Annotated in this window: 22 protein-coding genes; 12 read left to right on the plus strand and 10 right to left on the minus strand. The window is 68.9% G+C overall.

The features are described 5' to 3' along the window. Nucleotides 1–86 precede the first annotated feature (86 nt). Nucleotides 87–767, plus strand: coding sequence for a vWA domain-containing protein (locus C8D78_RS10855; protein ID WP_120953571.1), 681 nt, complete (start codon nt 87–89; stop codon nt 765–767). A gap of 63 nt (nt 768–830) precedes the next feature. On the opposite strand, the gene C8D78_RS10860 is transcribed toward C8D78_RS10855, so the two are convergent. From C8D78_RS10860 to C8D78_RS10870, 3 genes are all read right to left on the minus strand, one after another. After that, complete coding sequence (locus tag C8D78_RS10860) at nt 831–2,267, minus strand: class II fumarate hydratase (RefSeq protein ID WP_120953573.1); 1,437 nt, start codon at nt 2,265–2,267, stop codon at nt 831–833. A gap of 82 nt (nt 2,268–2,349) precedes the next feature. Then, nucleotides 2,350–2,964, minus strand: coding sequence for a carbonic anhydrase (locus C8D78_RS10865; RefSeq protein WP_120953575.1), 615 nt, complete (start codon nt 2,962–2,964; stop codon nt 2,350–2,352). A 10-nt stretch (nt 2,965–2,974) separates the two neighbouring features. Then, entirely contained in the window at nt 2,975–3,709 is a 735-nt protein-coding gene (locus C8D78_RS10870; RefSeq protein ID WP_120953577.1) for a DUF4245 domain-containing protein, read from the minus strand. A 193-nt stretch (nt 3,710–3,902) separates the two neighbouring features. Between C8D78_RS10870 and glpX the strand changes: the two genes are divergently transcribed. Together glpX and galE are read left to right on the plus strand one after the other, a co-directional pair. Next, complete coding sequence (gene glpX, locus C8D78_RS10875; protein ID WP_208641942.1) at nt 3,903–4,925, plus strand: class II fructose-bisphosphatase; 1,023 nt, start codon at nt 3,903–3,905, stop codon at nt 4,923–4,925. A gap of 192 nt (nt 4,926–5,117) precedes the next feature. Then, complete coding sequence (gene galE / locus C8D78_RS10880; RefSeq protein ID WP_120953581.1) at nt 5,118–6,092, plus strand: UDP-glucose 4-epimerase GalE; 975 nt, start codon at nt 5,118–5,120, stop codon at nt 6,090–6,092. 71 nt (nt 6,093–6,163) lie between these two features. Here galE and C8D78_RS10885 read toward each other — a convergent pair whose 3' ends face one another. The 5 genes from C8D78_RS10885 to C8D78_RS10905 all read right to left on the minus strand — a co-directional run bounded on the left by C8D78_RS10885 (nt 6,164) and on the right by C8D78_RS10905 (nt 11,924). Next, nucleotides 6,164–7,135, minus strand: coding sequence for a lipid II:glycine glycyltransferase FemX (locus C8D78_RS10885; protein ID WP_120953583.1), 972 nt, complete (start codon nt 7,133–7,135; stop codon nt 6,164–6,166). A 4-nt stretch (nt 7,136–7,139) separates the two neighbouring features. After that, nucleotides 7,140–8,429, minus strand: a complete 1,290-nt coding sequence (gene manA, locus C8D78_RS10890) for a mannose-6-phosphate isomerase, class I (protein ID WP_120953585.1) — start codon at nt 8,427–8,429, stop codon at nt 7,140–7,142. An 87-nt stretch (nt 8,430–8,516) separates the two neighbouring features. Next, nucleotides 8,517–10,169, minus strand: a complete 1,653-nt coding sequence (locus C8D78_RS10895; protein ID WP_120953587.1) for an LCP family protein — start codon at nt 10,167–10,169, stop codon at nt 8,517–8,519. A 10-nt stretch (nt 10,170–10,179) separates the two neighbouring features. Next, nucleotides 10,180–10,779, minus strand: a complete 600-nt coding sequence (gene purE, locus C8D78_RS10900) for a 5-(carboxyamino)imidazole ribonucleotide mutase (protein ID WP_120953589.1) — start codon at nt 10,777–10,779, stop codon at nt 10,180–10,182. After that, the gene (locus C8D78_RS10905; RefSeq protein ID WP_244208375.1) at nt 10,776–11,924 is read right to left on the minus strand and encodes a 5-(carboxyamino)imidazole ribonucleotide synthase; all 1,149 of its coding nucleotides are present in this window, start codon (nt 11,922–11,924) and stop codon (nt 10,776–10,778) included. Before C8D78_RS10905 ends, purE begins: the two co-directional genes overlap by 4 nt. 268 nt (nt 11,925–12,192) lie before the next feature. Between C8D78_RS10905 and C8D78_RS10910 the strand changes: the two genes are divergently transcribed. Further along, nucleotides 12,193–12,768, plus strand: coding sequence for a GtrA family protein (locus C8D78_RS10910; protein ID WP_120953593.1), 576 nt, complete (start codon nt 12,193–12,195; stop codon nt 12,766–12,768). Between the two features lie 24 nt (nt 12,769–12,792). On the opposite strand, the gene C8D78_RS10915 is transcribed toward C8D78_RS10910, so the two are convergent. After that, nucleotides 12,793–13,497 (minus strand): TIGR03089 family protein, encoded by a 705-nt coding sequence (locus tag C8D78_RS10915; protein ID WP_120953595.1) that lies wholly within the window; start codon nt 13,495–13,497, stop codon nt 12,793–12,795. Between the two features lie 361 nt (nt 13,498–13,858). On the opposite strand from C8D78_RS10915, the gene C8D78_RS10920 reads away from it, so the two are divergent. Genes C8D78_RS10920 through C8D78_RS10930 form a run of 3 tightly spaced genes read left to right on the plus strand, consistent with a single transcriptional unit; the run spans nt 13,859 to nt 19,600 of the window. Continuing rightward, the gene (locus tag C8D78_RS10920) at nt 13,859–14,401 is read left to right on the plus strand and encodes a WhiB family transcriptional regulator (RefSeq protein ID WP_120953597.1); all 543 of its coding nucleotides are present in this window, start codon (nt 13,859–13,861) and stop codon (nt 14,399–14,401) included. A 29-nt stretch (nt 14,402–14,430) separates the two neighbouring features. Beyond that, the gene (locus C8D78_RS10925) at nt 14,431–17,874 is read left to right on the plus strand and encodes a glycosyltransferase family 2 protein (protein ID WP_120953599.1); all 3,444 of its coding nucleotides are present in this window, start codon (nt 14,431–14,433) and stop codon (nt 17,872–17,874) included. After that, on the plus strand, nt 17,867–19,600 hold the full coding sequence (locus C8D78_RS10930) for a DUF5719 family protein (protein ID WP_244208357.1): 1,734 nt from the start codon (nt 17,867–17,869) through the stop codon (nt 19,598–19,600). Before C8D78_RS10925 ends, C8D78_RS10930 begins: the two co-directional genes overlap by 8 nt. A 35-nt stretch (nt 19,601–19,635) precedes the next feature. Here the strand turns inward: C8D78_RS10930 and C8D78_RS10935 are convergent, their stop codons facing one another. Further along, on the minus strand, nt 19,636–20,202 hold the full coding sequence (locus tag C8D78_RS10935; RefSeq protein ID WP_120953601.1) for a metallopeptidase family protein: 567 nt from the start codon (nt 20,200–20,202) through the stop codon (nt 19,636–19,638). 132 nt (nt 20,203–20,334) lie between these two features. On the opposite strand from C8D78_RS10935, the gene C8D78_RS10940 reads away from it, so the two are divergent. The 5 genes from C8D78_RS10940 (at nt 20,335) to C8D78_RS10960 (ending at nt 25,562) form a co-directional block, all read left to right on the plus strand. Beyond that, complete coding sequence (locus C8D78_RS10940; protein WP_120954087.1) at nt 20,335–20,724, plus strand: DUF3499 domain-containing protein; 390 nt, start codon at nt 20,335–20,337, stop codon at nt 20,722–20,724. Nucleotides 20,725–20,808: 84 nt separating this feature from the next. Beyond that, nucleotides 20,809–21,057 (plus strand): Trm112 family protein, encoded by a 249-nt coding sequence (locus tag C8D78_RS10945; RefSeq protein ID WP_120953603.1) that lies wholly within the window; start codon nt 20,809–20,811, stop codon nt 21,055–21,057. Between the two features lie 181 nt (nt 21,058–21,238). Next, entirely contained in the window at nt 21,239–22,717 is a 1,479-nt protein-coding gene (gene ahcY, locus C8D78_RS10950; RefSeq protein WP_120953605.1) for an adenosylhomocysteinase, read from the plus strand. 156 nt (nt 22,718–22,873) lie between these two features. Then, nucleotides 22,874–24,100, plus strand: a complete 1,227-nt coding sequence (locus C8D78_RS10955) for a L,D-transpeptidase (RefSeq protein WP_120953607.1) — start codon at nt 22,874–22,876, stop codon at nt 24,098–24,100. 112 nt (nt 24,101–24,212) lie between these two features. Beyond that, nucleotides 24,213–25,562: a TIGR01906 family membrane protein gene (locus C8D78_RS10960; protein WP_120953609.1), complete on the plus strand. Its 1,350-nt coding sequence runs from the start codon at nt 24,213–24,215 to the stop codon at nt 25,560–25,562. Nucleotides 25,563–25,580: the final 18 nt, after the last annotated feature.

Raw genomic sequence — 25,580 nt, forward strand, 5'->3', positions numbered from 1 at the left:
CGCTCCCCGGCCGTAGCCTCCTTTTGTCCAGCCCTTCTGCTGGCAACAGATGGTCCGGAGCGGTCCGGGCCGGAAATGGGGAAAGCATGACCGATTCAGCCCTGACACACGTGTATGTCCTCCTGGACCGTTCCGGTTCCATGAGCTCCATCGCCGATGACACCGTGGGCGGATTCGCGGCCTTCGTCCGTGAGCAGCAGGCCGTCGCCGGCCGGTGCAGGCTCTCGCTGGCGCAGTTCGACGACACCTACGAGCGCGTTTACGCCGCGGTCGACATCCAGGACGTGCCGGCCCTGGACCTGCAGCCCCGGGGAAGCACGGCCCTCCACGACGCCATGGTCCGGCTGATCGGCGAGGCGGGCACGGAACTCGCGGCACTCCCGGAGGACCAGCGGCCCGGCACCGTTCTCGTGGCGGTGCTGACGGACGGGCACGAGAACTCCTCGCGCGAGGCCACCGGGGATCTGGTCAAGGCTCTGGTCCAGCGGCAGCAGAGCCAGTGGGGCTGGCAGTTCACGTACCTGGGCGCCAACCAGGACGCTGTGTTGACGGCCGGCGGACTGGGGATCCGTGCCGAAGACGCGCTGACCTACGCCGCCGGAAACGTCGACGCCGCCTTTTCCGTCCAGTCCGCCAAGACCCGCCGGCTGCGGGAGGCGCGGATGGGCGGCGCCAGCATGGCAGAGGCCTCGGCGGCGGCCGCCTACACCCCCGAGGAACGCGCGGCCGCCGGAGGGGACGCGCGCGGCGAAGGAGGCGGCGCCTAGGCCTGACACGAACGCGGCCGGCGCCCTTCGAAGGAAGGACACCGGCCGCGGGGGCTTGGCGGACTAGGCCTTGTGCGGCGGACGCGTCATGGACATGACGTCCAGGGCGGTGTCCAGCTGCTCCTCGGTCAGTTCGCCGCGCTCGAGGAAGCCCATGGAGACCACCGTCTCGCGGATGGTCAGGCCCTCGGCGACTGCCTTCTTGGCGATCTTGGCGGCATTCTCGTAGCCGATGAACTTGTTCAGCGGGGTGACGATCGACGGCGAGGCCTCGGCGAGGAAGCGGGCGCGCTCCACGTTGGCGGTAATGCCGTCAATCATCTTGTCGGCCATGACGCGGCTGGTGTTGGCCAGCAGCCGCACGGATTCCAGGAGGTTGGCGGCCATGACCGGGATGCCGACGTTCAGTTCGAAGGCGCCGTTGGTGCCGGACCATGCGATGGCGGTGTCGTTGCCGATCACCTGGGCGCAGACCATGATGGACGCTTCGCAGATCACGGGGTTGACCTTGCCGGGCATGATCGAGGAGCCCGGCTGCAGGTCCGGGATGGCGATTTCGCCGAGACCGGTGTTGGGGCCGGAGCCCATCCAGCGGAGGTCGTTGTTGATCTTCATGAAGGAGATCGCAATGTTCCGCAGCTGGCTGGACGCCTCGATGAGGCCGTCGCGGTTGGCCTGGGCCTCGAAGTGGTCGCGCGCCTCGGTCAGGGGCAGCCCGGTGTCGGCGGCGAGGAGTTCGATGACGCGCTCCGGGAATCCGGCCGGGGTGTTGATGCCGGTGCCCACGGCGGTGCCGCCCAGCGGCACCTCCGCGACGCGGGGGAGGGAGGCGTTGATGCGCTCGATGCCGTAGCGGACCTGCGCGGCGTAGCCGCCGAACTCCTGGCCCAGCGTGACCGGGGTGGCGTCCATGAGGTGCGTGCGGCCGGACTTCACGACGTCCTTGAATTCGACGGCCTTGCGCTCCAGGGACTCTGCCAGGTAGCCCAGGGCCGGGATCAGGTCATTGATCAGCGCGGACGTGGCAGCCACGTGCACCGAGGTGGGGAAGACGTCGTTGGAGGACTGCGAGGCGTTGACGTGGTCGTTCGGGTGGACAACCTTGTCGCTCCCGGCGGACTTGAGGGCACGCGAGGCGAGCTCGGCGATGACCTCGTTGGTGTTCATGTTCGACGACGTGCCGGACCCGGTCTGGAAGACGTCAATCGGGAAGTCGCCGTCGAACTTGCCTGCCGCCACCTGGTCGGCCGCGTCGGCGATCGCCTGGGCAAGCTCGCCATCGAGCACCCCCAGTTCGGCGTTGGCCTGGGCGGCGGCCTTCTTGACCCGGGCCAGGGCTTCGATGTGGGCGCGCTCCAGCGTCTTGCCGGAGATCGGGAAGTTCTCGACTGCCCGCTGCGTCTGTGCGCGGTACAGGGCGTTCACGGGAACGCGGACTTCGCCCATCGTGTCGTGTTCAATGCGGAACTCTTTGGTGTTCAACTCATCTGTGGAAGTCATGGGGCTAGCTTATTGGGAGTGGGCGTCCCATCGAAAACCGTGAACGGCCCCCGGCATGACAGTCACGCCGGGGACCCCGGTCCTAAAGCTCGCCGATTCCGGAAACAAGGTCGGCCTTGCCGTCGGCCAGGCTGTAGGCCAGGCCGATCACCGCGGCGCGGCCGCTCTCGACTGCGTCCGAAATCACACGGGAGCTGTCCACGAGGCGCTGCGAAGTCTGCTTGACGTTCTCGACCACCATGTCGTTGACGTCCTCCTGATTGTTACGGAGTGACGTCAGCACGGACGGGGTGATGCGCTCGACCAGGCTTCTCATGAATCCGACCGGCATCTGGCCGGTTTCAACGGCGGTCTTGGTCGCGGTGACGGCGCCGCAGCGGTCGTGACCCAGAACCACGATCAGCGGGACGCCGAGGACGCTGACGCTGTATTCCAGCGAGCCGAGCACGGCGTCGTCAATCACCTGGCCCGCGGTCCGCACGACGAACGCGTCGCCGAGGCCGAGGTCGAAGATGATCTCGGCCGCGAGCCGGGAGTCGGAGCAGCCGAAGATCACGGCGAACGGATGCTGGTTCTCCACGAGCGACGAGCGCCGCGATGCATCCTGGTTGGGGTGCGAGGACGCGCCGGAGACAAATCGGTCGTTGCCTTCGCGGAGACGACGCCAGGCAAGTGCAGGGGTTAGATAGGTGGCCACGCCCCCGACTTTACTGCTTCGGTGCCGCCGAAGGAGAAACTGTTGCGCTTGGAGTGGTGGCCGGAGCGCCCGCAGGCGGATTGGTCTCAAGCGACTTCACCACGGCCGCAGCCAGGGAGGAGAACTCATCCAGCGTCGCGGATCCGGACAGGATCACGGTGGTGCCGCGGTCGGTCAGCACCATGGATTTCTCGCCCTTGCCGGCGTCGTGCAGTTCCCAGTCCCGGCCGCCGGCGTTCCGGGTGCCCGTCACGGGCGCGCTCTTGGTCTGCTGCAGGAGCCAGGTGGGGTTGGCCTGGCGGGTCTGCACCAGGGCGATGAAGGATTCCTTGGGCGTCAGGTAACCGACCTCCCAGGCGGGGACGCCGCTGCCGGCGCCGGACTCCCAGCGGGCGTAGTTGGCATGGAATGTGTCGCCGGTGTCGGCCGCCACGGGTGTGAATCCCGCCACACCGGCCGCGTTCTGCGCGGTGGCGCTGACGTCGATGTTTGGCCGGTATCCGTCTGTCTTGGGCGCCGGGTTCATGAGGACGATCGGCAGGAACGCGGCGATGCTCACCACCAGGGCGATGAGCATGCCCATCACCGAGGCGTTGGCGCGTTTGGCCGCCGCGGCGGCGATGACGGGCCGGACCGCGGGCTGTCCGGACGTGTCCGGGCCTGTCGCGGGGGCGCTGCCAGCCGGCGAGCCGGGGGCGGCGGGGGAGGTCTCCTGCAATTCACTCACCCCTCTATAGTCGCCCATGTGAGGGCCGATCTCACATTCGCGGCGCAGCGGTCGCCCGGAAGGGGTGCACGTCACGTGCGGGTCATCCCATGCCCTAGCGAGGCCGCCACGACTATGATCAGTATCAGACGATTCACCGCGACGGATCGATCCTGCCGTACGGGTTCAACGACCGCCACTCGAAGATGAGGTTCACGTGACACCAGCGCCCATGTCCCAGAAGTACTCCACGCTTTCCCCCTCGCTCGCCGTCGGGATCGACGAGCCAGACCGCAACCTCGCTCTGGAACTGGTCCGCGTCACTGAGGCCGCGGCCATCGCCGGCGGCCACTGGGTGGGCTTCGGGGACAAGAACAAGGCCGACGGCGCCGCCGTGGACGCCATGCGTTCGTTCCTGCAGACCGTCCACTTCAACGGCGTGGTGGTCATCGGCGAGGGCGAGAAGGATGAAGCGCCGATGCTCTTCAACGGGGAGAACGTCGGCGACGGCACCGGCCCCGAGTGCGACGTCGCCGTCGACCCGATCGACGGAACCCGTCTGGCCGCCCTCGGCATCAACAACGCCCTGGCCGTCCTGGCCGTCGCTGAGCGCGGTTCCATGTTCGACCCCTCCGCCGTGTTCTACATGGAGAAGCTGGTCACCGGCCCGGAAGCGGCCGACATGGTGGACCTGCGCCTGCCGGTCAAGCAGAACCTGCACCTCATCGCGAAGGCCAAGGGCGTCAAGGTCAACCAGCTCAACGTCATGATCCTGGACCGGGACCGCCACCGCGGGCTCGTGGAGGAAATCCGCGAGGCCGGTGCGCGCACCAAGTTCATCATGGACGGCGACGTCGCAGGCGCGATTGCCGCGGCCCGCTCCGGCACCGGCGTCGACGCCCTGATGGGCATCGGCGGAACGCCGGAAGGCATCGTGTCGGCCTGTGCCATCAAGTCCCTCGGCGGCGTCATCCAGGGCCGGCTGTGGCCCACGAGTGACGATGAGAAGCAGAAAGCAATCGACGCCGGCCACGACCTTGAGCGGGTGCTCTCGACCAACGACCTCGTCTCCAGCGACAACTGCTACTTCGCCGCCACCGGCATCACCGACGGCGACCTCCTCCGGGGCGTGCGCTACTCCAAGGACAAGGTCCTTACCCAGTCAATCGTGATGCGCTCCAAGTCCGGCACCATCCGCTTTGTCGAGGGCGAGCACCAGGCGAGCAAGTGGGAAGGCTACGCCCGCAAGAGCTAGCACCCGCCCGGCAGGGCTGCGCTGCAACCTCGCTCGCCGCAACCGGCAGCAGGACAGGGCAGCAGGACCTGGCAGCAATACTGGACAGCACGAATCCCGGGGCCGCATCAGCGGCCCCGGGATTCGCCGTCATAGTCGCGGATTTCGGCACCAGGCCCGGCGGACTGGATGCGGACTGGATAAAGTGGAACCATGACGTGGCTCGTAACTGGCGGTGCAGGTTATATCGGTTCTCACGTGGTCTCGGCTTTGCGGGGCGCCCGGATCCGGCCGGTGGTGATTGACTCCCTCTCGAGCGGGCACCGTGAGTTTGTGCCGGCGGATGTGCCGTTCGTCCAGGGCAGCATCCTCGACGCCGACCTCGTCGCTCACACGCTGCGGAACCACGCGGTGACCGGCGTGATCCACCTGGCCGGGTTCAAATACGCCGGGATTTCCGTCCAAGAGCCGCTGCTGACCTACGAACAGAACGTCACGGGGACCGCGGAGCTGCTGAAGGCCATGGAGCTCACCGGCGTGGACAACCTGGTCTTTTCCTCCTCCGCGGCCACCTACGGCACCCCCACGGACGACGTCGTCACCGAGGACACGCCCACCAACCCGGAGTCACCCTACGGCGAGAGCAAACTCATCGGCGAATGGCTGATCCGGGACCAGGGAGGGGCGCGGGGCCTGAAGCACACGTCGTTGCGGTACTTCAACGTGGTCGGCTCGGGCGCGCCGGAGCTCTACGACACAAGCCCCCACAACCTTTTCCCGATTGTGCTGCGGGCCCTCACGGCAGGCGAGACCCCGCGCATCAACGGCATCGACTACAACACCCCGGACGGAACCTGTGTCCGCGACTACGTGCACGTGGCCGACCTGGCCACCTCGCATGTGGCGGCCGCCCAGGCCCTCGCCGCGGGCCGGCCGCTGGAGCGCGTGTACAACCTCGGATCCGGTGACGGGCTGTCCGTCCGACAGATCATGACCGCGATGGCCAAGGTCACGGGAATCGACTTCGAACCCGAGATCGGACCGCGCCGGACAGGGGATCCGGCCCGGATCGTGGCCGACGGCACGCTGGCGGCCCGCGACCTGAACTGGAAGATGCGGCACTCGGTGGAGCAGATGGTGGCCAGCGCCTTCGATGCCCAGCGGCACGCCATTACCGCGGCCGGTTAGCGGCCTGCCGGTTAGCGGCCTGCCGGTTAGCGGCCTGCCGGCTGGCGGCCTGCCGGCTGGCCGCCTTCAGGTTAGCGGCCGGCAGGGGCCTTGGACCCGGCACGCAGCTTCCGGGCGAGCTGGGCGCCCTTGCGCGCCAGCTGGTAGCTGCCGTAACGCACCTTCCGGACCGGCAGGTCCCAGGTTCCCGGGTAGGCGATCTCGCGTCCGCCGAACGACTTCTTGAACGCCGTGAATCCGGCCCACTGATGGTCCGGCTGGCCGGCGGGGGCCACACCCCACAGGTCCACGTGCTTGAGACCCTTCGCCTTGGCATCCGCGATCAGGGTCACCAGCAGGGGAATGCCTGCGCTGAGCTTGCGGTGCGTGTCGTCCAGGGCGGCATGGGCGTAGGTGCGCGTGTCGGCCGAATCGTAGGCCAGGGCGGCCGCGATGGGGTGGCCCTCGAGCTCGGCAATGAACAGGGTCGCCGCGCCGGCCGGCATGAGCGAGCGGGCCACCTGGCTCAGGTACCCGTCGGTTTGCGGCTTGAAGCCGTTGCGGGCGGCCGTCATGTGCAGGAAGTCCAGCAGGATCGAGATTTCCGCGGGATCCTGGCTGGAGCGGAACGTCACGCCCTTCTTGTGGATGTTGCGGAAGAGGTTCCGGTTGGCCGGCTTCATGTCCGCCAGGACCTCTTTGAAGTCCCGGTCGATGTCAACAATCCAGCTGAGCTCCGGCTGCTGGCTGACCGGGGCCGGCTGCAGGCCGCGGCTGCGGAGGACCGCGTCGGCCTCGGCGGCAGTGAACCCCGCGGTGACCGGCTCAATCCGGACAAACACGGCCCCGCTGGTCCGGGCGAGGTCCGTCAGCGCCGCCAGCGCGGCATCGAAGGCCGCCAGTGAATCGGCGACCGGACCGTAGGGGGAGTACAGCAGTTTGCCCGCCGGATTGGTCTCCTCGATCGCGAGGAAGCGCCATCCGGGGCCGGTCTGTTCGTGGACCGTGCGTCCCAGCGCACGCTGGAACTGCGCCCACTGCGGGCTTTGCAGGAAATACTCCATGGTGTCAGGCTTCCAATGCGGTGGTGACGGCAAATGCCAGGGCGGTGCCGGCGGCACCGGAGACGGCGTGGACATTGACCGGAGCCTCGGCGGCGGGAAGAAACGCGCTGGCGCCACGGTCCAGGCGCAGCTCACCCTTCGGGGAGTCCAGGCGGACGGAGCCGCCCGTGACAATCACGACGGCGGCGCCGGACTGCGCCAGCGGGACAGGCTCCGCCCCGGGGGCAAGTTCAATGCGCTGGAGCTGGAACTCACGGAACGGTGGCCGGAAGAGTTCCTGGCCCAGCATGGTGGTCCCGACCGGCAGCATCGGTACGGCGACGGCCTCGAATGCCACGGTCTTGAGCAGTTCCGGCACGTCGACGAATTTCGGCGTGAGTCCGCCGCGGAGCACGTTGTCCGAGGACGCCATGACTTCGATCCCGAGGCCGTGCAGGTAGGCGTGGACGTTGCCCGCCGGCAGGTAGACGGCCTCACCGGGCGCGAGCGAGATCCGGTTGAGCAGCAGCGAAATCAGGACACCCGGATCTCCCGGGTAGTCGTGGTTGAGGTTCACCACCGTGGTCAGCTCGGACACGTGCGATCCCATGGGGGCACCGGAGACGAGGGCAGCCACGATCGCCGCGGTGGCGAGCGAGACGTCCTCGCCGCCGGCGATGAGCCGCTCAAAGGCGGTGCGGAGCGCCGCGGACTCGTCCGGCTGTGCCAGGTCCCCGAGCAGCAAGGGAACAAGCGGCGGCAATTCCAGCCCGGCGAGGTCGAAACACGCCGCCAGGTGCAGGAAGACCGCCCGGGAATCCGCCGGCCGCCGGAAACCGCAGAGCGCCTCGAACGGGGTCAGCGCGAGGATCATCTCCGGTTTGTGGAAGGCGTCCTTGTAGTTGCGTTCCGGGGCGGCGGGGTCCACGCCGGCGGCTTCCTCGCGCGCGAAGCCCTCCCGGGCCTGGGCCATGGTGGGGTGCACCTGCAGGGACAGGGGCGTCTCGGCCGCGAGGACCTTGAGCAGGAACGGCAGGCGAGGACCGAATTCGGCCACGCTGGCGCTCCCGAGGTAATGGTCCGGATCCTCGGCGATCAGGGCGTCCAGCGCCAGCCGGCCGCCGTCGTGGCTGTCGGGCGTATGGCGTCCCGCGCCGCCGCCCGCCGGGGTCAGGGCCACGGACGGGGAGTCCGGGTGGGCGCCGATCCAGAGTTCCGCCTCGGGGCCGCCGGAGGCCGGCCGGCCGAGCAGTTCGGCGATGGCCGTCGGGGAGCCCCATGCATAGGGCCGGAGGACGTTCTCAAGTTCGTACATGGCCTGGTCCCTGTCTGGTCAATGAATGGTGGTCAGTCTGGCCTGCTCCGGCGAGCCCGAGGCGGCTGGCCGCGGCCCGCTCCGTCCTCAGAGCGGGGCGCACTGGCCGTTGGTGGCGACAAGGTCGCGGATGGACTGTTCGTCGCCGTCGCGCTTGAACTGGTTCAGCATCTCTTCGGTGATCGGCCTGCCGTCCGGGGTGGTGGTCACCGGGGTGAAGTCCGACGACGACGGCGAGGGCGACGGCTGGGTGGCCGGCGCGGCCCCGGTGGACAGCGGGCCGGCCGCGGAGAGCCGCCCGGCGGCCGTTCCGGGCTGCCTCACGGTGTCCTCGGCGGCGCCGGCCGACTTGCCGGCCAGCAGTTTCGCGACCCGGGCGTGGATGACGTCGAAGTCCGGGGTGGTGGAGAAGGCCGCGTCGAAGTCCGGCGGACCGATGGTCAGGCGGCTGACGTCCTGGCCCTTGGCCTTCATGGCCAGGTCAACGAAGCTGCCCAGTTGCCCGGAGGAGATGTTCGATTCGACCACTTTGGTGCCGGCCTTGGCGATGTCCTCGAACTTGGCCAGCAGGGTTGCCGGGTCGAGTTGCTTCAGCATCGCCTGCTGGACGCACTGCTGGCGCTGGATGCGGGCGTAGTCGTCCACGAATTCCCGGGACCGGCCGTACCAGAGGGCATGGAAGCCGTCGAGCTTCTGCTCGCCCGCGTGAATCCATCCGGTCGGCATGCCGTGGATGCCGTGGGCCTCGTCCACCACGGGGCCGCTGATGGGGACCCAGCCGCCGGCCTTGATCCGGATGCCGCCCATGGCATCGATGAGCTTGGAAAAACCGTCCATGTCCACCAGGACGTAGGCCTGGACCTTGATGCCCAGTGTTCCGGACACGGCCTCGAGGGTTGCCTGCGCTCCGGGGTCGGCAACGCCGGGATAGAGGTCCTTATGCTTGTTGGTGACCTCGGTATTGATCGCGTTGATGAGGCACTCGTCGCCGCAGTTGTAACCGTCCGGGTACACCTTGCGCATGGGGGATTCCGCGCTGAACTGGGCGTTCTGGAGGTTGCGGGGGACGGAGATGATCGCCGTGCCGCCGGTCTTGGCATCCACGCTGATCACCGAGAGGCTGTCCGGCCGGCGGCCCGTGCGGTCGGCACCGGCGTCGCCGCCCATCATCAGGAAGTTGTACCGCCCGTCGGAGGGCTCGAGGGTGGGTCCTGAACCGGAGAAGATACTGCCGATGGCGTCGCGGCTGACGTTGAGGAGGTAGGCCGCGTAACCCAGCGAACCGCTGCTGAGGATCATGGCCAGCACCAGGGTCAGCACCACCACCGGACGCAGCCCGGGGGCGAGCAGCCGCGGCCGGATCAGCCGCAGCGTGTTCAGGAACAGCCCGGCCCAGCCGATCGCCAGCAGCGCGAGGCCGATCACCAGCAGGAACGAGGGGACCGGACCGGCGAGGAGGTTGATCAGCGTGGAGCGGGACACGAACAGGAGCAGCACCCCGAGCAGGGCCAGTGTCCAGACAGTGAAGGTCACCCGCAGGGCAGCCCGTCCCAGCCTCCGCCGGCCGGCAACGATCTGCGCGCTGCCGGGAACCAGCAGCGTCATAAGGATCAGCGTGAACGCCCGTTTGGTCAGCACCCGGGCCGGCGCGCCGGAGGGGTACCTCATGGGGTCGCCCGGTGTCTGGCCTGCCTGCCCGGGACTGACGGGGCGGCGCGTGGGGGCGTAACGGTTGCTCATGCCGGGACGCCTAACGGCTGCCCCGCGTGGTGACGTTGCCGTCGGCGAACACTTCGCTGACCTTGTGCCGCAAGCTGGCACCCTTCCGGGTGGCGACATCATTGAGTTCCTGGGCGAAGTCCAGGAGGTCCGCCCGCAGCTGGACCGCGAGTTCATCGGTGCCGGAGGCCAGCATCCGCACGGCCAGGAGGCCGGCGTTGCGCGCTCCGCCGATCGAGACGGTGGCGACCGGCACACCGGCGGGCATCTGGACGATGGACAGCAGCGAATCCATGCCGTCCAGGGTCTTCAGGGGAACGGGGACGCCGATCACCGGCAGCGGCGTGACCGAGGCGAGCATACCGGGAAGATGTGCCGCGCCGCCGGCGCCGGCGATGATGAGGCGAAGGCCGCGCTCGTGGGCGGTCTGGCCGTAGCGGATCATCTCCGTGGGCATCCGGTGGGCGGAGACGACGTCCGCCTCAAACGGGATTCCGAACTCCGCGAGGGCTTCAGCGGCCGCTTCCATGACCGGCCAGTCAGAGTCCGAGCCCATAACGAGGCCGACGATCGGGGTGTCCGAACCGGTGCCGGCCACGGGACTTCCTGTGTTTTCGGGCGTGGTGCTCATGCGGTCTCCTCGGAGGTTGTCGGCGTCGCGCCGGCCTGGGCCCGGCCGTTCCGGATGATGTCGGCCACAGTGGTGGCCCGCTGACGCACGGAATCGACGTCCGCCGCGGAGGTTCCGACGAGGTTGACGTGGCCGATCTTCCGGCCGGGCCGGACGGCTTTGCCGTAGCAGTGCACCTTCGCCGCCGGCTCGCTGGCAAGGGCGGCGGGGTAGGCGGAATAGAGGTCCTGGTTGGCTCCGCCGAGGAAATTCTTCATCACCACGACGGGCCCCAGCAGGTCCGTGGCGCCCAGCGGCAGGTTCAGGATGGCCCGCAGGTGCTGTTCGAACTGGCTCGTCACCGAGCCGTCCTGGGTCCAGTGACCGGTGTTGTGCGGGCGCATGGCAAGTTCATTGATCAGGAATCCCGCGCCGACGCCCGGGGTTTCGAAGAGCTCGACGGCCATTACGCCGGTAACGCCGAGCTCGTTGGCGATCCGGACGGCGGCGTTCTCCGCGGCCACGGCGACGTCGAAGGGGATGTCCAAGGCGGGGGCAATCACTTCGTCGCACACCCCGTCCACCTGGATGGTGTGCACCACCGGCCAGGCCCGTGATTCACCGTCCGGGGTCCGGGCAACCATGGCCGAAAGTTCGCGGCTGAATTCCACTTTGGCCTCGGCCAGCAGGGGGGACATGGCCTCGAACCATTCGGCTGAGTCGGCCGCGTCCCCGGCCGAGGCCACGATCCGCACGCCTTTGCCGTCGTAGCCGCCGCGGGGCATCTTCAGCACCACCGGCCAGCCTGTCTCTTCACCGAAGGCGACGAGGTCCGCGACACTGGCGACGGCAGCCCAGCGGGGATTGGGAAGCTCCAGCCGGTCGATCGCGGCGCGCATCACAAGTTTGTCCTGGGCGTTAACGAGGGCGTCCGGGCCGGGATGGACGTTCACCCCGGCGTCGATCAAGGACCGCAGGTGCGCCGTGGGGACATGCTCGTGGTCGAAGGTGAGCACGTCCAGGCCGCGGGAGAACTCGAGCAGGTGGTCAAGGTCCTTGTAGTCACCGACCGGGGCGTTGGCCACGGCAGCGACGGCAGAGACGTCCTCGCCTTCGGCGAGAACACGGAGCTCAAAGCCCAGGGCGGTGGCGGCGGGGGCCATCATGCGGGCAAGTTGGCCGCCGCCAACAACGCCGATTACAGGAAAAGTCACAAGTCCCAGCCTACCGAAAACCTCACGGGAACCCGGCTTTTCGGCCTGGCGGGCGCGCGCAAAGCGCCCTGACGGCGGTTCCGGGACCGCCCTGGCGGCGTGCGCAGCCGGGTTCGCAGCGGGCCATCTCACCGCCGCCCGCGGGTGAACTCCCGGGAAACGGCGCTAAAATGGGCGTTTGGCCCCAAATGGCCACAGTTCCAAACGGCCACGGAGGGTCATGATTACTACACTTACCGAGCGCATGCGCGGGCTCGCCTCGCTCTTCTGGCGCGAAGTGGCCAAGTTCGGCGCCGTTGGCGGCGTCGCGTTCGTCATTGACAACGGGCTCACCTTCTACCTGATGCACGGTCCCATGACCGACAGCGAGGCCAAGGCCCGCTTTTTCGGGGCGACTGTGGCGACGGTGTTCTCGTGGATTGCGAACCGTTTCTGGACGTTCCGGCACCGCCGGCAGGCCAATGTGCTGCGCGAGTTCGTGATGTTCGTCATCATCAACGGGATCGGAATCGGCATCTCCACCGGCCTCACCGCCCTTGCGAAATACGGCATGGGGGTCACGGACAAGAACATGCTCTTCCTGGCCGGGGTGGTCGGCATCCTGGTCGCCACCGTCGTCAGGTTCTTTGCCTACCGCTTCCTGGTGTTCAACCAGGAACTCGATGCGGAGCCGACGTTCTCGCACGACCACGAGATCATCGAACGCCACCCGCACGCCCAGCCTCGTCCCCTCGTTTCCGAGACGGCCGCGCGGGAGGCAGTCGAGGATCCGGAACTGCCCGGCCCCGCGGCTTAGTTCCCGGCCCGCCGGGCCCGCGGCTTAGTTCCCGCTGATGCGCTCGGAAGCGCGCAGCTTGCCTGTGACCTCGACGTCGGGGTGCACCAGGACGACCGAGCCGTCTGCCTTCCACGTCCCCAGCGACTGAGCCAGGACCGCCTCGAGGCCGTCCGCGGCCGGAAGGAGCAGCCGCAGCCCCGGCTCTTGCGCCGCGGCGAATTCGTCCAGGAGCGCGCCGTGGGCATGAGCTGCCCCGTCCGCGGTGCGGACGGCGAGGCGTTCGGCTTCCGGATCGATGTGCGGCACGAAGAAGTCACCGTGCGAACGGACCTCGGCGGCGTAGTCCAGCACGCCGGTCGGCAGCTCGCCCGCCCAGCGCATGGCCAGAGCCGGCAACGACACCGCGATCACGGCGTCGAACCCGCCCGCCGCTGCGCCGGGGCCCGGGTCCGCGGTGGCCAGCAAGTCCGCGCCGGCGTCGTCGAACACCACTTCCATTCCCAGCTGCCAGGCCGCGAGGGCCAGGATCACGGACTTCCAGTGGGCGGGCAGATCCAGGCGCAGCCGCATGCCGGGCTCCGCGTCGAGTTCGTCCTGCAGCAGATTGGACGTCTTGGCAACCCAGTTGTCCAGCACACGGCCGGAGAGTTCGACGCGCTCGGAATCGGGCCCGTACCAGGTCAGCCGGGGCGCCGTGGACTGGCCGGACCGCAATGCTGTCATCAGTTCGATTGCCGGGATGCTCATGCCTTTATCTTGTCACGGGCCGTCCGGCTCCCCGGGTTGTGATGTCCGTCATGCCCGCCCTCGTGGCGTCAAGCGGCGCCCGGGCGGAGGCGCAAAAAATTTCCCGAAAATTCAATGAAAACCCGCAAAAGTGCTCAGCACCCTGATTATTCCGCGGGTTCTTGCGGGCGGCGCGAAAAAAATCCCGGGCGTGGCGTGCCTGCACTTTGTGTTTCGAGTTGATTATTATCTCCGCCGTGGCTTGACTCCCGGATACTTACACACGTGTAATTAGTTATCTAAAGTCACTGCGCATAAACCGGCACTCAACCGAGTGTCCCAGGGGGTCTTGCAGTGGCTGTAAATCAGGAGGGGGACGCCAATGGGGCTAGCAGAGCGTATCCATGAAGATGCCGTAGTTGCCGGCCAGGCGACGGCGAAATACCGTTCACGCGGGGTGCCGAGTGACTGGTATGTAGATCCGGCCGATCCGGACGCAGCTGACCGGTATAACGAACACACCAAGGATTCCCTGCAGGAAGCGGCCACGGCCTTCCTCGCAGCGCACGATGAACTTCTTGCCGGCCCGGATCATGACAACGATCCCCTCGACCCGCCGATGGAACTCCATTCCGCGGGGACCGACACCGTCGCGCAGCCGGTTTGGATCGGGCTGCCGTCCCGTCAGGACTTTGACGACGAGGGCGAGCTCGGCTGGCAGACCGACGCCCTGTGTGCCCAGACGGATCCTGAAGCTTTCTTCCCGGAAAAGGGTGGCTCCACCCGCGACGCCAAGAAAGTCTGCGGCGCCTGCAACGTGCGTTCCCAGTGCCTCGAATACGCCTTGTCCAACGACGAGCGGTTCGGGATCTGGGGAGGCCTCTCCGAGCGCGAGCGGCGCCGGCTTAGGAAGCGAGCAATCTAATTCTTCAAGAAGTACGAGTCACCGCCGTCGTGGTCTCCCACGACGGCGGTGATTTTCTCCCCAGAACCCTTGCGGCGCTGGCGGCCCAAACGCGGCCCGCCGACGCCGTCATCGGTGTCGATACCGGTTCCCGCGACCACTCCGCGGCGCTCCTTGAACAAACCTTGGGCACGGCCAACGTCACGGTCGTTGACCAGCCCAGGTCCGGCATGGGCGGCGCCGTCATGGCAGGGCTCAAGGCGCTCGCGCCGTGGGCCGCGGGCGGTTCCGCCGGTACGGCCGGTGCAAGGACGGGGGACGGCAACACAACTGACGCGGGCAGCACGCCGGGTGCCGACTGGATCTGGCTGCTGCACGACGACGCCGCGCCGGCACCGGAGGCCCTCGCGGAACTGCTCCGCGCCGTCGAGCGCGCGCCCTCGGTCACGGTCGCCGGCTGCAAACAGCTGGACTGGCACGCCGAGCGGCGACTGATCGACGTCGGCCTCTCCACGAGCCGCTGGGCCGAGCGGCTGACACTGATCGACGCCGACGAACTCGACCAGGGCCAATACGACGGCCGCAGCGACACCTTTGCCGTCAACTCCGCCGGAATGCTGGTCCGCCGCGACGTTTGGGAGGAGCTCCGCGGCTTCGACCCGGCACTTCCCGGAAGCGGCGACGACGTCGACTTCTGCTGGCGCAACCGTCTGGCCGGGCACCGCGTGGTGGTGGTCCCCAGCGCAAAGATGTTCCATGTCACGCACCGCCCCCACGCCCTAGGCAACGCATCCGCCGCGCGCAAGGCTCAGGTCCATCTGCGGCTCAAGCACGCGGCCGGCTGGAAAGTCCCCCTGCACGCTGCCGGTGCCCTGCTGGGCAGCGTCTTCAAGCTCGTCCTGAGCATCGCCGTCAAGGACCCCGGCCACGGGTTCTCCCAACTGCTGGCAACCCTTGCCGCGCTGGGCCGGCCGGCCGCGATCGTCAGGGGACGGCGCAACGCCGCCCGCACCCGCCGGATCCGGCGCTCCGTCATGAAGGGGCTCCAGACGCCGCGCCGTGAGGTCTGGGCGCACCGGCGGTCCCTGATCGAGGCGCTGGGCGCAGACGACGGCGGTGACTTCCTCACCGGCACCGATCCGCTGGCAGAACAGCCCACCGGCGACGCCGACGACTTCGCCGCCATGGCCACCCCGGATCGCGCGTGGGTAGGCAACGGTGCCCTGCTCGCAGTGCTTCTCACCACGGCTGTCTCCCTGACGGGACTGCTCAGCCTGTTCCGGGCCCCTGCCGTTTCCGGCGGCGCGCTCATCCCCGCCTCCTTGCACCTCTCCGATATCTGGAACCACGCTTCCGGCTGGTGGATCAGTCTCGGCGCGGGCCTGCCGGGCCACGGCGACCCCTTCGGCTACCTCCTGTGGGTGCTTGGCGTGCTGGGTGCCGGCGACGCCAACGGCGCGGTCAGCTGGCTGCTGATCCTGGCCATGCCGCTGTCCGCGCTGGGCGCCTGGTTCGCTGCCGGCGCCCTGACCAGGCGCCGCAGGCTGCGCCTCGCGGCCGCCCTGGTGTGGGCCGGGGCGCCGGCACTCCAGGTTGCCCTCAACCAGGGCCGGCTGGGCGCCTTGCTGGCCCACGTCATGATCCCGGTGTTCGTTCTGGCACTGCTTCGGGCGACTGGAACGGCCACCGGCCAGGGCGTCCACGCCGTCCCGGCGCCGGGCCAGCGACGCCTCACGCCCGCACCGGCCGCGCGCCCGGGCATCAACGGAACACCTTCGTGGACCGCCGCCGCGGCCGCCGGCCTCGCTCTGGCCGCGGTCACCGCTGCGGCGCCGTCGCTGCTGGTGCCCGCCATCGTCATCGTTGCCCTGTGCGGCGTGCTTCTGGGCCGCCGCGGCCGGACGGTGTGGTGGGCGCTCCTGCCCAGCCTGGCACTGTTCGTGCCGTTCGCCTTCTCTGCCCTGGACCGGCCCCGGGCGCTCCTGGCCGACCCTGGCGTGCCGCTTGGTTTTGACGCCGCCCCGCTGTGGCAACAGGCGCTGGGCCAGCCGCTGAGCTTCGGTACCGGTGCGGGCCTCACCGGCCTTGGCGCCTTCGGCGGCTCCGCCGCGGGCTCCGCCGGACCGGCCGGCCTGCCGTGGGCGCTGCTGCTGGCCCTGCTCCTGGGGCTTCCGGTGCTGCTGCTGGCGCTGGCAGCGCTGTTCATGCCGCGCACGCTTGTCCGGCCCGGACGCACCTGGACAGCCCGGAGCCTGTGGGCCGCAGCCGTCCTGATGCTGGCCGGCGGCTGGCTGGCCGGGCATGTCGCCTCCGGCGCCAGCGCCGACGTCCTGGTCACCCCCTTCCCGGGCCCGGCCGTTTCGGCGGCGGCGTTCGGCCTCCTCGGCGCCGCACTCATTGCAGCGGAAGGATTGCTGGACGCCGCCGGCCGCGCAGCCGGTACCGGGCGGGCACGAACGGTGCTGATCCGCGCCGCCGCAGCCGCCGCCGTGGCCCTGCTGCTGGCCGCGCCGCTGGCCGGGCTCACCGTGTGGACCGCGCAGAACCTGCTGCAGCCCGCAGCGCCGTCACCGGAAGCGTCGCCGGCCCCGGCTTTGGCAGATACCGGAAGCCCCGCCGGGCTCGGCACCCCGAGGCTCATCCAGCCGGCCCAGGCCCGCACCCTCCCCGCAACGGCGGTGGACCGCGGCGAGGGGCCGGAACAGTCCAGAACCCTGCTGATCGCCAGCAACGAGGACGGCAGCTTCGACGCAACACTGATGCGCGGCGCCGGCACCACACTGGACGGACTCTCCACGATCGCCGCGGCCCGCAACATCATGGGGGAGCCGGGCACGGAGACGGTCCGCGACGACGACGCCGTCGCCCGTTCGCTCCGCAACGTCGTGGCGACCCTTGTGGCCGGCGAAGGCGTGGACCCGCGCCGGGACCTCGACCGGCTCGGCGTCGGCTTCGTGGTGCTCCGCGTCGCCGATTCCGCCTCCGAGCTGACGGCCGGCCGCATGGACGCCGTCCCCGGCCTTGTCGCCGTCGGCCAGACCGGCACCGGCTGGCTCTGGCGGGTCAGCCCGCCGGACCGGCCGGGCATCAAGGCCTCCGACGTCGCACACCGGGTACGCGTGGTGGACGGAGCCGGAGCGGTCGTTGGCCTGCTCCCCTCAGAGGAGGTCTCGGCCTCCGGTACCGTTCCGGCCGGCCCCGAGGGCCGTCTGGTGGTGCTTGCCGAGCGGGCCGATCCCGGTTGGAGCGCCTGGCTCGATGGCCGCCGCCTGACCTCAACCACGTCCGGATGGGCGCAGGCCTTCACGCTGCCGGCCCAGGGCGGCCAGTTGAGCATCCGCTTCGAATCGCCGTGGGCCGTCCTGACCGGAATCGCGCAGGCCGTCGTTATCGGCTTGACCGTCCTCCTGGCCGTGCCCATGCCTGCCCGCCGGTCCAACACCGGCCTGTCCAGGGACGAAGCCTCCCTGCGTAAGGAACTTCAGCATGTCTAAAGGCGAACACGACAACGAGAACGACAACTCAGCCGCTTCGGCCGCTGGAACATCCACCGCCGGACCCTCCGGCGGAACGCCTTCCGGCAACGCGCCGTCCAGGGCCGAAACGAGGCTGCGGAGGCGTGGCCTTCCGCGCAGCGGCGTGATTGGCGGCATCCTGTCCGCGGTTGCCCTCGTGGCAGCGGGCGGGGGCCTGGTCTCAGCGGCGTCCCTGGCACCCCTTAGTCCGGCCAGCCAGCATCTGGAGGCCCCTCTTGCCTCTGTGCCGGCCGGCAGCAGCGTCGGGGTCTGCCCCGGCCCCGCCCGGTTGCTTGAAGGCACGCCCGTGGGCACAGATCCGCAGTTCAGCCCGAAGTCGGCCACCGCCAAAACCGCTGTCAGCGCCGCGGTGCTCGGATCGAGTGCCGGCGTCATTCCCGGGAGCAGGCTGGCACCGCTCAAGGGTGCAGCCCTCGTGGAAATCGCCAAGGGCGCACCCGCCGCGTCCGCAACCGCCGCGCCGGCAACGGCTGCACCCGTGGCCCGCACGCCTGTGCTGCTCGCGGGGATTGTGGCCCGGCAGGAGGTGGACGACATCAGCGTGCTCCGCTCCGATGCGCAGGACAACCGCCAGGCCGCTGCCGGCGCCGTGCTGAGCTACGTGGCCGACGACGGGGACCTCCAGGGTTCCGCGGCAGCCGGCTGCCAGCAGCCCGGCAACGACCTCTGGCTGGTCGGCGCCAACACCGCGCTCGGCCGCTCGGCCGTTTTGAGCCTGACCAATGCCTCCAGCACGCCGGCGACCGTAAGCCTGGATCTTTTCGGCTCCCAGGGGCTGATCCAGGCCCCCGGAAGCCGTGGCCTGCTCGTGGCGCCCGGCAGCACCCGCTCCATCATCCTGGCCGGACTCGCCCCGGGGCAGGAGCGGCTCGGCGTGCGGGTCCGCAGCGCCGGCGGACCGGTCGCTGCCGTCATCCAGCAGAGCGTGCTCCGCGGTCTCACGCCCGGCGGCGTGGACTTCATTACCCCGTCCACCGCACCGTCCGACCGCCAAGTAGTCACCGGCCTGGACGTTCAGGATCCGGCGGGCGTGGCCGCGCTCACCGCAAAGCCTGGCTACGCCGACGCCGGACCAGCCCTGGAGATCGCCGTCCCCGGGGCGGCCGACGCCGTGGTTGAGGTCAAGTTGTACGGACGTGACGGCCAGAAGGCCCTGCCCGGCGGAGGTGTGGTCACGGCGAAGGCCGGGGCAGTCACAGAAGTATCCCTGGCCGGGGTCGCCGCCGGCACCTACACCGTCGCGGCGAGCTCGGATATCTCCTTCACGGCCGCCGTCCGGCTCACGCGGGGATTGCGGCCGGAGGGCGCCTCGGACGTCGCCTATTCAGCCGCGTCGGCCCGGCTGGGCAGCCAGCACATCGTCCCGGTTCCCGGCGGGGGCAACCGGCAGCTCGTCTTCGGCGCCCCTGACGGCGCCGCGACGGTGTCCTATGCTCCCATCACCGCCGACGGCAAGATCCGGACGGCCGCCACCGCCAAACTCACCGGCGGGACCACGGTGTCCGTTCCCATTCCGGCGGAAGTCGGCGGCTCGCCGCTCGTGGGCTATGTGGTCTCCGCCGCGGGGGACTCCGCCTACGGCGCGCTGCTCCTGGGCAGGGACGGGCGGCAGGACATTTCCACGGTAGCCGTGGCGCCGGAAGCGGCAGGGGCGCGGCAGGTCCCCGTCACGCTGGGGTACTAGCCGGCCGCGGCCCGCAACCTGCCAGCTGAGTACAGCTAGTACCGGCGGCGGTAGACCGGGTCGAGGGACTCGGGCGGCACGCCGAGCATTTCAGCCGTGTATTCCACGACGACGTCGTGCACCAGGTCCTGTAGCTCGTCCCGGGTTGCGCAGGCCTGTTCCACGACGCGGCGGTAGAGCGTGATGACCGGTCCCTCCTCGGCGGTCGCGGCCGTGAAAACGCCCATCGGCGCCGGGGTCCGGTCCGCCACGAGCTGCTCCAGGCCCGGAGGGATCTCGTCGACGGCAAAGCGGACACCGTCGAGGGGCTTGCCCCAGATGTCGTGCAACCGCTGTGCCGAGTCCAGGACGTAGTCGTCAAAGCGGTCCGAGCGGGTCCGGTAGCCGGGAAGGGTGGGAAGCATGAGCTCGCCGCGAAGCCCGCGGCCGTGCCGGTTCCTGCGGCGCTGCCGGAAGCTCTTTCGCTGGACAGCGCCGGTCGGCCCGGCAAGGGGCATCCCGGCAGGGGGCGCGGCGGCGGGGGCGGAATCGACGCCGGAAGCTCCGGTGCCGGGGTCAGCCAACCGGACCGTGAAACCCGAATCGTGGTGCGATGACTGCATATCTTGACTCTAAACCCGCGCAATGATTTACGCGATATGGCCTTCCGGCGATCCGCGGCCGTCCCGCCGAGGCGCAACCGCAGGCGTTTCAATGCGCGGTCCGCGGCCGCAGGGGGAGTAGTCTGTGATGTCGTGGGTGCAATTCGTCTTTGTTCGAGGTCTGCCTGCCGCAATTCTGCGGTGGCCACTTTGACGTACGTATACGCGGACTCCACCGCCGTCCTGGGCCCCCTCGCCACTTACGCGGAACCGCACTGCTACGACCTCTGCGCACAACACGCCGACTCGCTGACTGTGCCGCGCGGCTGGGAAGTCATGCGGCTGGCGATGCCGGCCACGCCCGCCGGCCCCGGCCCGGACGACCTCCTGGCCCTCGCCAATGCCGTCCGCGAGGCCGCCTCCCGGCCGGCCGCGGCGGAACCGGTGAAGGGGCAGCGCACCCTGCACCCGGCACTGGAAGCACCCGCCCCGGCCGAGGGCGCCCGGCGAGGGCACTTGCGCGTGCTCCGCGAACCTTCCTAAGACGCCAACTGGCGGTAGGGTGGAAACTGCAAAATGCCGTAAGCCACCGGCGCCTTCCGCGGCGCCCATCAGGGAGCGTTCACTATGCCCAAGCTCAGTCCCGAACTGTTGTCTGTCCTGCGATGCCCCGTCACCGGGTCCGCCCTGGTGCAGGAGGGTGACGAACTCGTCACCGTCACGGCAGATGCATCCGGGGCCAAGCTGCGGTACCGGATCGAGGACGGCATCCCCCTGCTGCTGCCGCCGGAGCTCCTGCCGGCCGCCACCGCGGCGGGCTCCGATCAGCACGACGCCGGCCAGCACGCCGCAGCTCCGCGCCACGCGGCGGAATAGACCCACCCCGACGGCCCTCGCCAGGCCGCCCGCGGGCAGCGGCGCCTTCGCGGCACGGGCCGGAAATGCCTGCCGGGCACCCATCGGGGACGCCGCCGGCACCGAATGACTTGAGACCCCAGATAACCCGGTATTACAAGCTCCAGGCGCGCAACGCCACCGGCCAGAACAAAGGATTCACATGACTTTCGATTACAAGATTGCGGACATTTCCCTGGCCGAAGCGGGCCGCCACCAGATCCGCCTCGCCGAGCACGAGATGCCCGGACTGATGTCCCTGCGCGAGGAGTTCGGCGCCAGCCAGCCGCTGAAGGGCGCCCGGATCGCCGGTTCGCTGCACATGACGGTCCAGACCGCCGTCCTGATCGAGACGCTCACCGCCCTCGGTGCCGAAGTCCGCTGGGCTTCGTGCAACATCTTCTCCACCCAGGATGAGGCCGCGGCCGCCGTGGTTGTCGGCAGCGGCACGGCGACGGACCCGCAGGGTGTCCCCGTTTTCGCCTGGAAGGGCGAGACGCTGGAGGAATACTGGTGGACCGCCCAGCAGATTCTCACGTGGCCGGGGGCCGACGCCAACCCCGAGCTGGGTCCGAACATGATCCTCGACGACGGCGGCGACGCCACCATGCTGGTGCACAAGGGCGTCGAATTCGAGGCCGCCGGTGCTGTGCCCGACGCCGCGGATGACGAGTCCGAGGAAGGCCGGGTATTCCTGGACGTGCTCCGTGCCTCCCTTGCCGCCGATCCGCAGAAGTGGACCCGCATCGGCTCCTGCCTGCTCGGCGTCACCGAAGAGACCACCACCGGCGTGCACCGCCTCTACCAGCTCGCGGAGCAGGGCAAGCTGCTCTTCCCGGCAATCAACGTCAACGATTCCGTCACCAAGAGCAAGTTCGACAACAAGTACGGCATCCGCCACTCCCTGCCGGATGGCATCAACCGTGCCACGGACGTCCTCATGGGCGGCAAGGTCGCCGTCGTCTGCGGTTATGGCGACGTCGGCAAGGGCGCTGCCGAGGCCTTCCGCGGGCAGGGCTCACGCGTGATCGTCACCGAAATCGATCCGATCTGCGCGCTCCAGGCCGCCATGGACGGCTACCAGGTGGCGAAGCTCGAATCCGTCCTCAGCGAGGGCCACATCTTCATCACCACCACGGGCAACAAGGACGTCATCATGGCCGAGCACATGGCCGGCATGCGCGACAAGGCGATCGTGGGCAACATCGGCCACTTCGACAACGAGATCGACATGGCCGGCCTGGCCAGGATCCCCGGCATCAAGAAAGTCGAAATCAAGCCCCAGGTGCACGAGTGGGTCTTCGATCACGGCACGGACGCCGAGCGGTCCATCATCGTCCTCTCCGAGGGCCGCCTGCTGAACCTCGGCAACGCCACCGGACACCCCTCGTTCGTCATGAGCAACTCCTTCGCCAACCAGACGATCGCCCAGATCGAACTGTTCACGAAGGCCGGCCAGCCCGAGGGGGAGCGCGAATACGAAAAGCAGGTCTATGTGCTGCCGAAGATTCTGGACGAGAAGGTCGCCCGCCTGCACCTTGGCGCACTGGATGTCGAACTGACCGAGCTGTCCAAGGAACAGGCCGAGTACCTGGACGTCGCCGTCGCCGGGCCGTACAAGCCGGAGCACTACCGCTACTAGAAATCCCCCAAGGGACCCCGGACGCGAGCCCGGGGTCCCTTGCCGTAACCGTTTTGGGCGCGCTTTTGTAACCGGATCGTGGTCGAATCCGGACGGGGTTCCAAGGTAACTCGCTTATGCTGGCAGCATGACGTGTGGAATCGCCGGGGTCCTGTGATGGCCCTGAAAACCTGGAGTACCGGCCGCAAGATCGCCTTGGTGGGGGTGGTCTGTGCCCTGGCCGCCGGCGGCGGCGCGTTCGCCGCTGCGGCCCCGGGCCTGGCCCAGTCCACGATCTCCTCCGAGGCTGGATCGCCGGCACGGACCACCCCTGGCCTCGCGGCCCCGGTGGTGGCTCCGACGGAACTCGCCGTCACGCCCGCCGACGGCGCCGAACAGGTCAACCCCGCTGCGCCGGTGTCCCTTAAGGTGAAGAACGGCCGGATTGACCGGGTGGCCCTGACAAGCGATGACGGCGACACCGTGGACGGCACCCAGAGCGCGGACGGATCGGCCTGGACCTCGGCCGGGGACCTGAAATTCAATACCCGGTACAGCTACACGTACACCGTGCTGGACGGCGCCGGGCGCACGACCCAAAGCACCCGTGCGTTCACGACTGTCTCCACCGCCAACGAGGCCGACGCCGCGATTTACCCGCTGGACGGGATGAAGGTGGGTGTGGCCCAGCCGCTGCAGATTACGTTCAGTGAGCCTGTCCTGAACCGCGACGCCGTCGAGAAGGCCATCAAGATCACCTCCACCTCCGGCCAGGTGGGCGCTTTCCACTGGTTCAACAAGAACACGGTCAGGTACCGGCCGCAGGCCTTCTGGGCTGCCAACAGCACCATCACGATGGACATGAAGCTGTTCGGCGTCGGACTGGGCAACGGGCAGGTCGGCAACTTCAACAAGAAGGTGACCATCCACATCGGCGACAAGAGGGTTGCGGTCGCGGACGCCAAGGCCCACACGTTCTCGGTCAGCATCAACGACCGCCCGGCCGGGAAGTGGCCGGCGACCATGGGCGACAAGCGGTTCCCCTCGGCCCGGGGCTACCTGGTCCTCATGGAACAGCACCGCGTGGAGCACATGGATGCCTCCACCATCGGGCTCAAGCCCGGAGACCCGGCCTACTACGGCCAGCTTGACGTGAACTACGCCACGCGCCTGACGCCCAGCGGAGAGTTCATCCACCAGGCCACGGACTCGGCCCTGCCCTACATCGGGGTGACCAACCTCTCGCACGGCTGCATCGGCCTGGGCCCGGACGGCGCGAAATGGGTCTTCGACCACATGACCACGGGAGACGTGGTTCAGGTGATCAACACCGAGGGGGAGTACGCCAACTTTGATGACGGCTACGGTGACTGGAACATCCCCTGGGCCAAATACGCCAACTGACGGGGTGGCACCTCGCCGAGCCCAATCCTCTGACGGTAGGCTCGGAGCCAGATAAATTGCGCAGTCGGGCGGACGCCGGGCAGCGCGCAAGCCTACGGAAGCGAAGCTCCACGTGACTGACAAGAGTTCCACCCCGTCCGACCGGCCGGATCCCCACCTGGATCCGACGGAAGACACCGACGAGCCGGCCTTCGACTGGATGAAGCCGGCCGCCCCGGCCGTGCCTGCCGAGGACTCCGCAGCCAAGCCCGCCGCCGGGCCGGCAGCCGCGCCCGCCGCCACGAACGGCTCCCCGGCAGCGCCAGTGGCCGGCCAGCCGGAGGGCCGCGCCACCGCCACGAACGGCTCCGCGGCCACGCCCGTGGCCGGACAGCCGGAGAGCCGCGCCGACCGCAAAGCCGCCGAAGCTGCCGTCCTGCAAGCGGGCGCTGTGCAGGCGGACGCCGGGCAGGCACGAGCCGGCACACGGCACGACGCCGGGCACGACGCAGCCGCTGCGGAACCGCCGCAGACCTCGGCACTGCAGATCCGTCCTCCGCAGGAGGAGGTCGAACGCCGGAATGCCGAGCGGGAACAGGCTGCGAAGGCCAAACCCGTCCTCCCGCGGGTGATGCAGGTGCTGCTCGCCGTGTTCTACCCGGTCATCCTGCTGGTGCTGGCGGTCCGCGCCGTAACCAGCCCCCTGTTCCTCTGGGTGGAATACAACCGTCCGGGTTTCCCCGGCGACGGCTACGGCTTCAGCACCGATGACCGGATGACCTATGGCTCCTACGCGGTGGACTACCTCAGCAACTGGTCGGGTCCCCGCTACCTCGGCGACCTCGTTGACCAGAGCGGAGACCACCTGTTCAAAGACGGCGAAGTCAGCCATATGGCCGACGTCAAGGCCGTCATCTTGTCCACGTTCGGCGCCGGCACCCTGCTGATCCTGTTCAGCCTTGTTGCCGTGATCTACCTGAAGCGCCGTCACCGCGGGGGAGTCCGCCGCGGCCTGTTCGCCGGCTCGATCCTCACCCTCGCGATCATCATCGGCCTCGGCACCCTCGCCGTGCTCGGCTGGGAGCAGTTCTTCACCGACTTCCACCGCATCTTCTTCGCCAACGGGACCTGGACGTTCTCGCTCCAGGACACCCTGATCCGGCTGTTCCCCGGCCAGTTCTGGATGGACGCCGGGATAGTCATCGGGGCCCTGGTCCTGCTGGCTTCCTTGGTCACGCTGATCCTGACCTGGCCCACGCGCCGGCGCCGCGGGCTGGGCAAGAAAGCAGCGGACGCACCTCGGGACGAGGCCACCGGCAAGGCCGCCGGCAGGGACTCCAGCACGGCCACCGGCGGGGATTCAGACGCCGACGCCCGCGCCCAGGCCGATGCCGTGGCCGCGGATGGGCCGGCAGATACCGGCACAGCCGGGAGCGCCCGGAGCGGCGCGGAGGGCACTGTACGCACCCGCAATACCGTTTGATCAACAGAAACGCTGAAC

Origin of the sequence: Arthrobacter oryzae, assembly GCF_003634095.1 — a bacterium.
GTDB classification, from domain to species: Bacteria; Actinomycetota; Actinomycetes; order Actinomycetales; family Micrococcaceae; genus Arthrobacter; species Arthrobacter oryzae.

Bases quoted from the DNA above. Each gene is read 5' to 3' on its own strand.
- purE (WP_120953589.1), bottom strand. From the start codon at position 10,779: ATGAGCACCACGCCCGAAAACACAGGAAGTCCCGTGGCCGGCACCGGT.
- C8D78_RS10855 (WP_120953571.1), top strand. From the start codon at position 87: ATGACCGATTCAGCCCTGACACACGTGTATGTCCTCCTGGACCGTTCC.
- C8D78_RS10870 (WP_120953577.1), bottom strand. From the start codon at position 3,709: ATGGGCGACTATAGAGGGGTGAGTGAATTGCAGGAGACCTCCCCCGCC.
- galE (WP_120953581.1), top strand. From the start codon at position 5,118: ATGACGTGGCTCGTAACTGGCGGTGCAGGTTATATCGGTTCTCACGTG.
- C8D78_RS10945 (WP_120953603.1), top strand. From the start codon at position 20,809: ATGCCCAAGCTCAGTCCCGAACTGTTGTCTGTCCTGCGATGCCCCGTC.
- C8D78_RS10935 (WP_120953601.1), bottom strand. From the start codon at position 20,202: ATGCAGTCATCGCACCACGATTCGGGTTTCACGGTCCGGTTGGCTGAC.
- C8D78_RS10860 (WP_120953573.1), bottom strand. From the start codon at position 2,267: ATGACTTCCACAGATGAGTTGAACACCAAAGAGTTCCGCATTGAACAC.
- C8D78_RS10885 (WP_120953583.1), bottom strand. From the start codon at position 7,135: ATGGAGTATTTCCTGCAAAGCCCGCAGTGGGCGCAGTTCCAGCGTGCG.
- C8D78_RS10930 (WP_244208357.1), top strand. From the start codon at position 17,867: ATGTCTAAAGGCGAACACGACAACGAGAACGACAACTCAGCCGCTTCG.
- C8D78_RS10895 (WP_120953587.1), bottom strand. From the start codon at position 10,169: ATGAGCAACCGTTACGCCCCCACGCGCCGCCCCGTCAGTCCCGGGCAG.
- C8D78_RS10905 (WP_244208375.1), bottom strand. From the start codon at position 11,924: ATGATGGCCCCCGCCGCCACCGCCCTGGGCTTTGAGCTCCGTGTTCTC.
- C8D78_RS10910 (WP_120953593.1), top strand. From the start codon at position 12,193: ATGATTACTACACTTACCGAGCGCATGCGCGGGCTCGCCTCGCTCTTC.
- glpX (WP_208641942.1), top strand. From the start codon at position 3,903: ATGTCCCAGAAGTACTCCACGCTTTCCCCCTCGCTCGCCGTCGGGATC.
- manA (WP_120953585.1), bottom strand. From the start codon at position 8,429: ATGTACGAACTTGAGAACGTCCTCCGGCCCTATGCATGGGGCTCCCCG.
- C8D78_RS10955 (WP_120953607.1), top strand. From the start codon at position 22,874: ATGGCCCTGAAAACCTGGAGTACCGGCCGCAAGATCGCCTTGGTGGGG.
- ahcY (WP_120953605.1), top strand. From the start codon at position 21,239: ATGACTTTCGATTACAAGATTGCGGACATTTCCCTGGCCGAAGCGGGC.
- C8D78_RS10920 (WP_120953597.1), top strand. From the start codon at position 13,859: ATGGGGCTAGCAGAGCGTATCCATGAAGATGCCGTAGTTGCCGGCCAG.
- C8D78_RS10915 (WP_120953595.1), bottom strand. From the start codon at position 13,497: ATGAGCATCCCGGCAATCGAACTGATGACAGCATTGCGGTCCGGCCAG.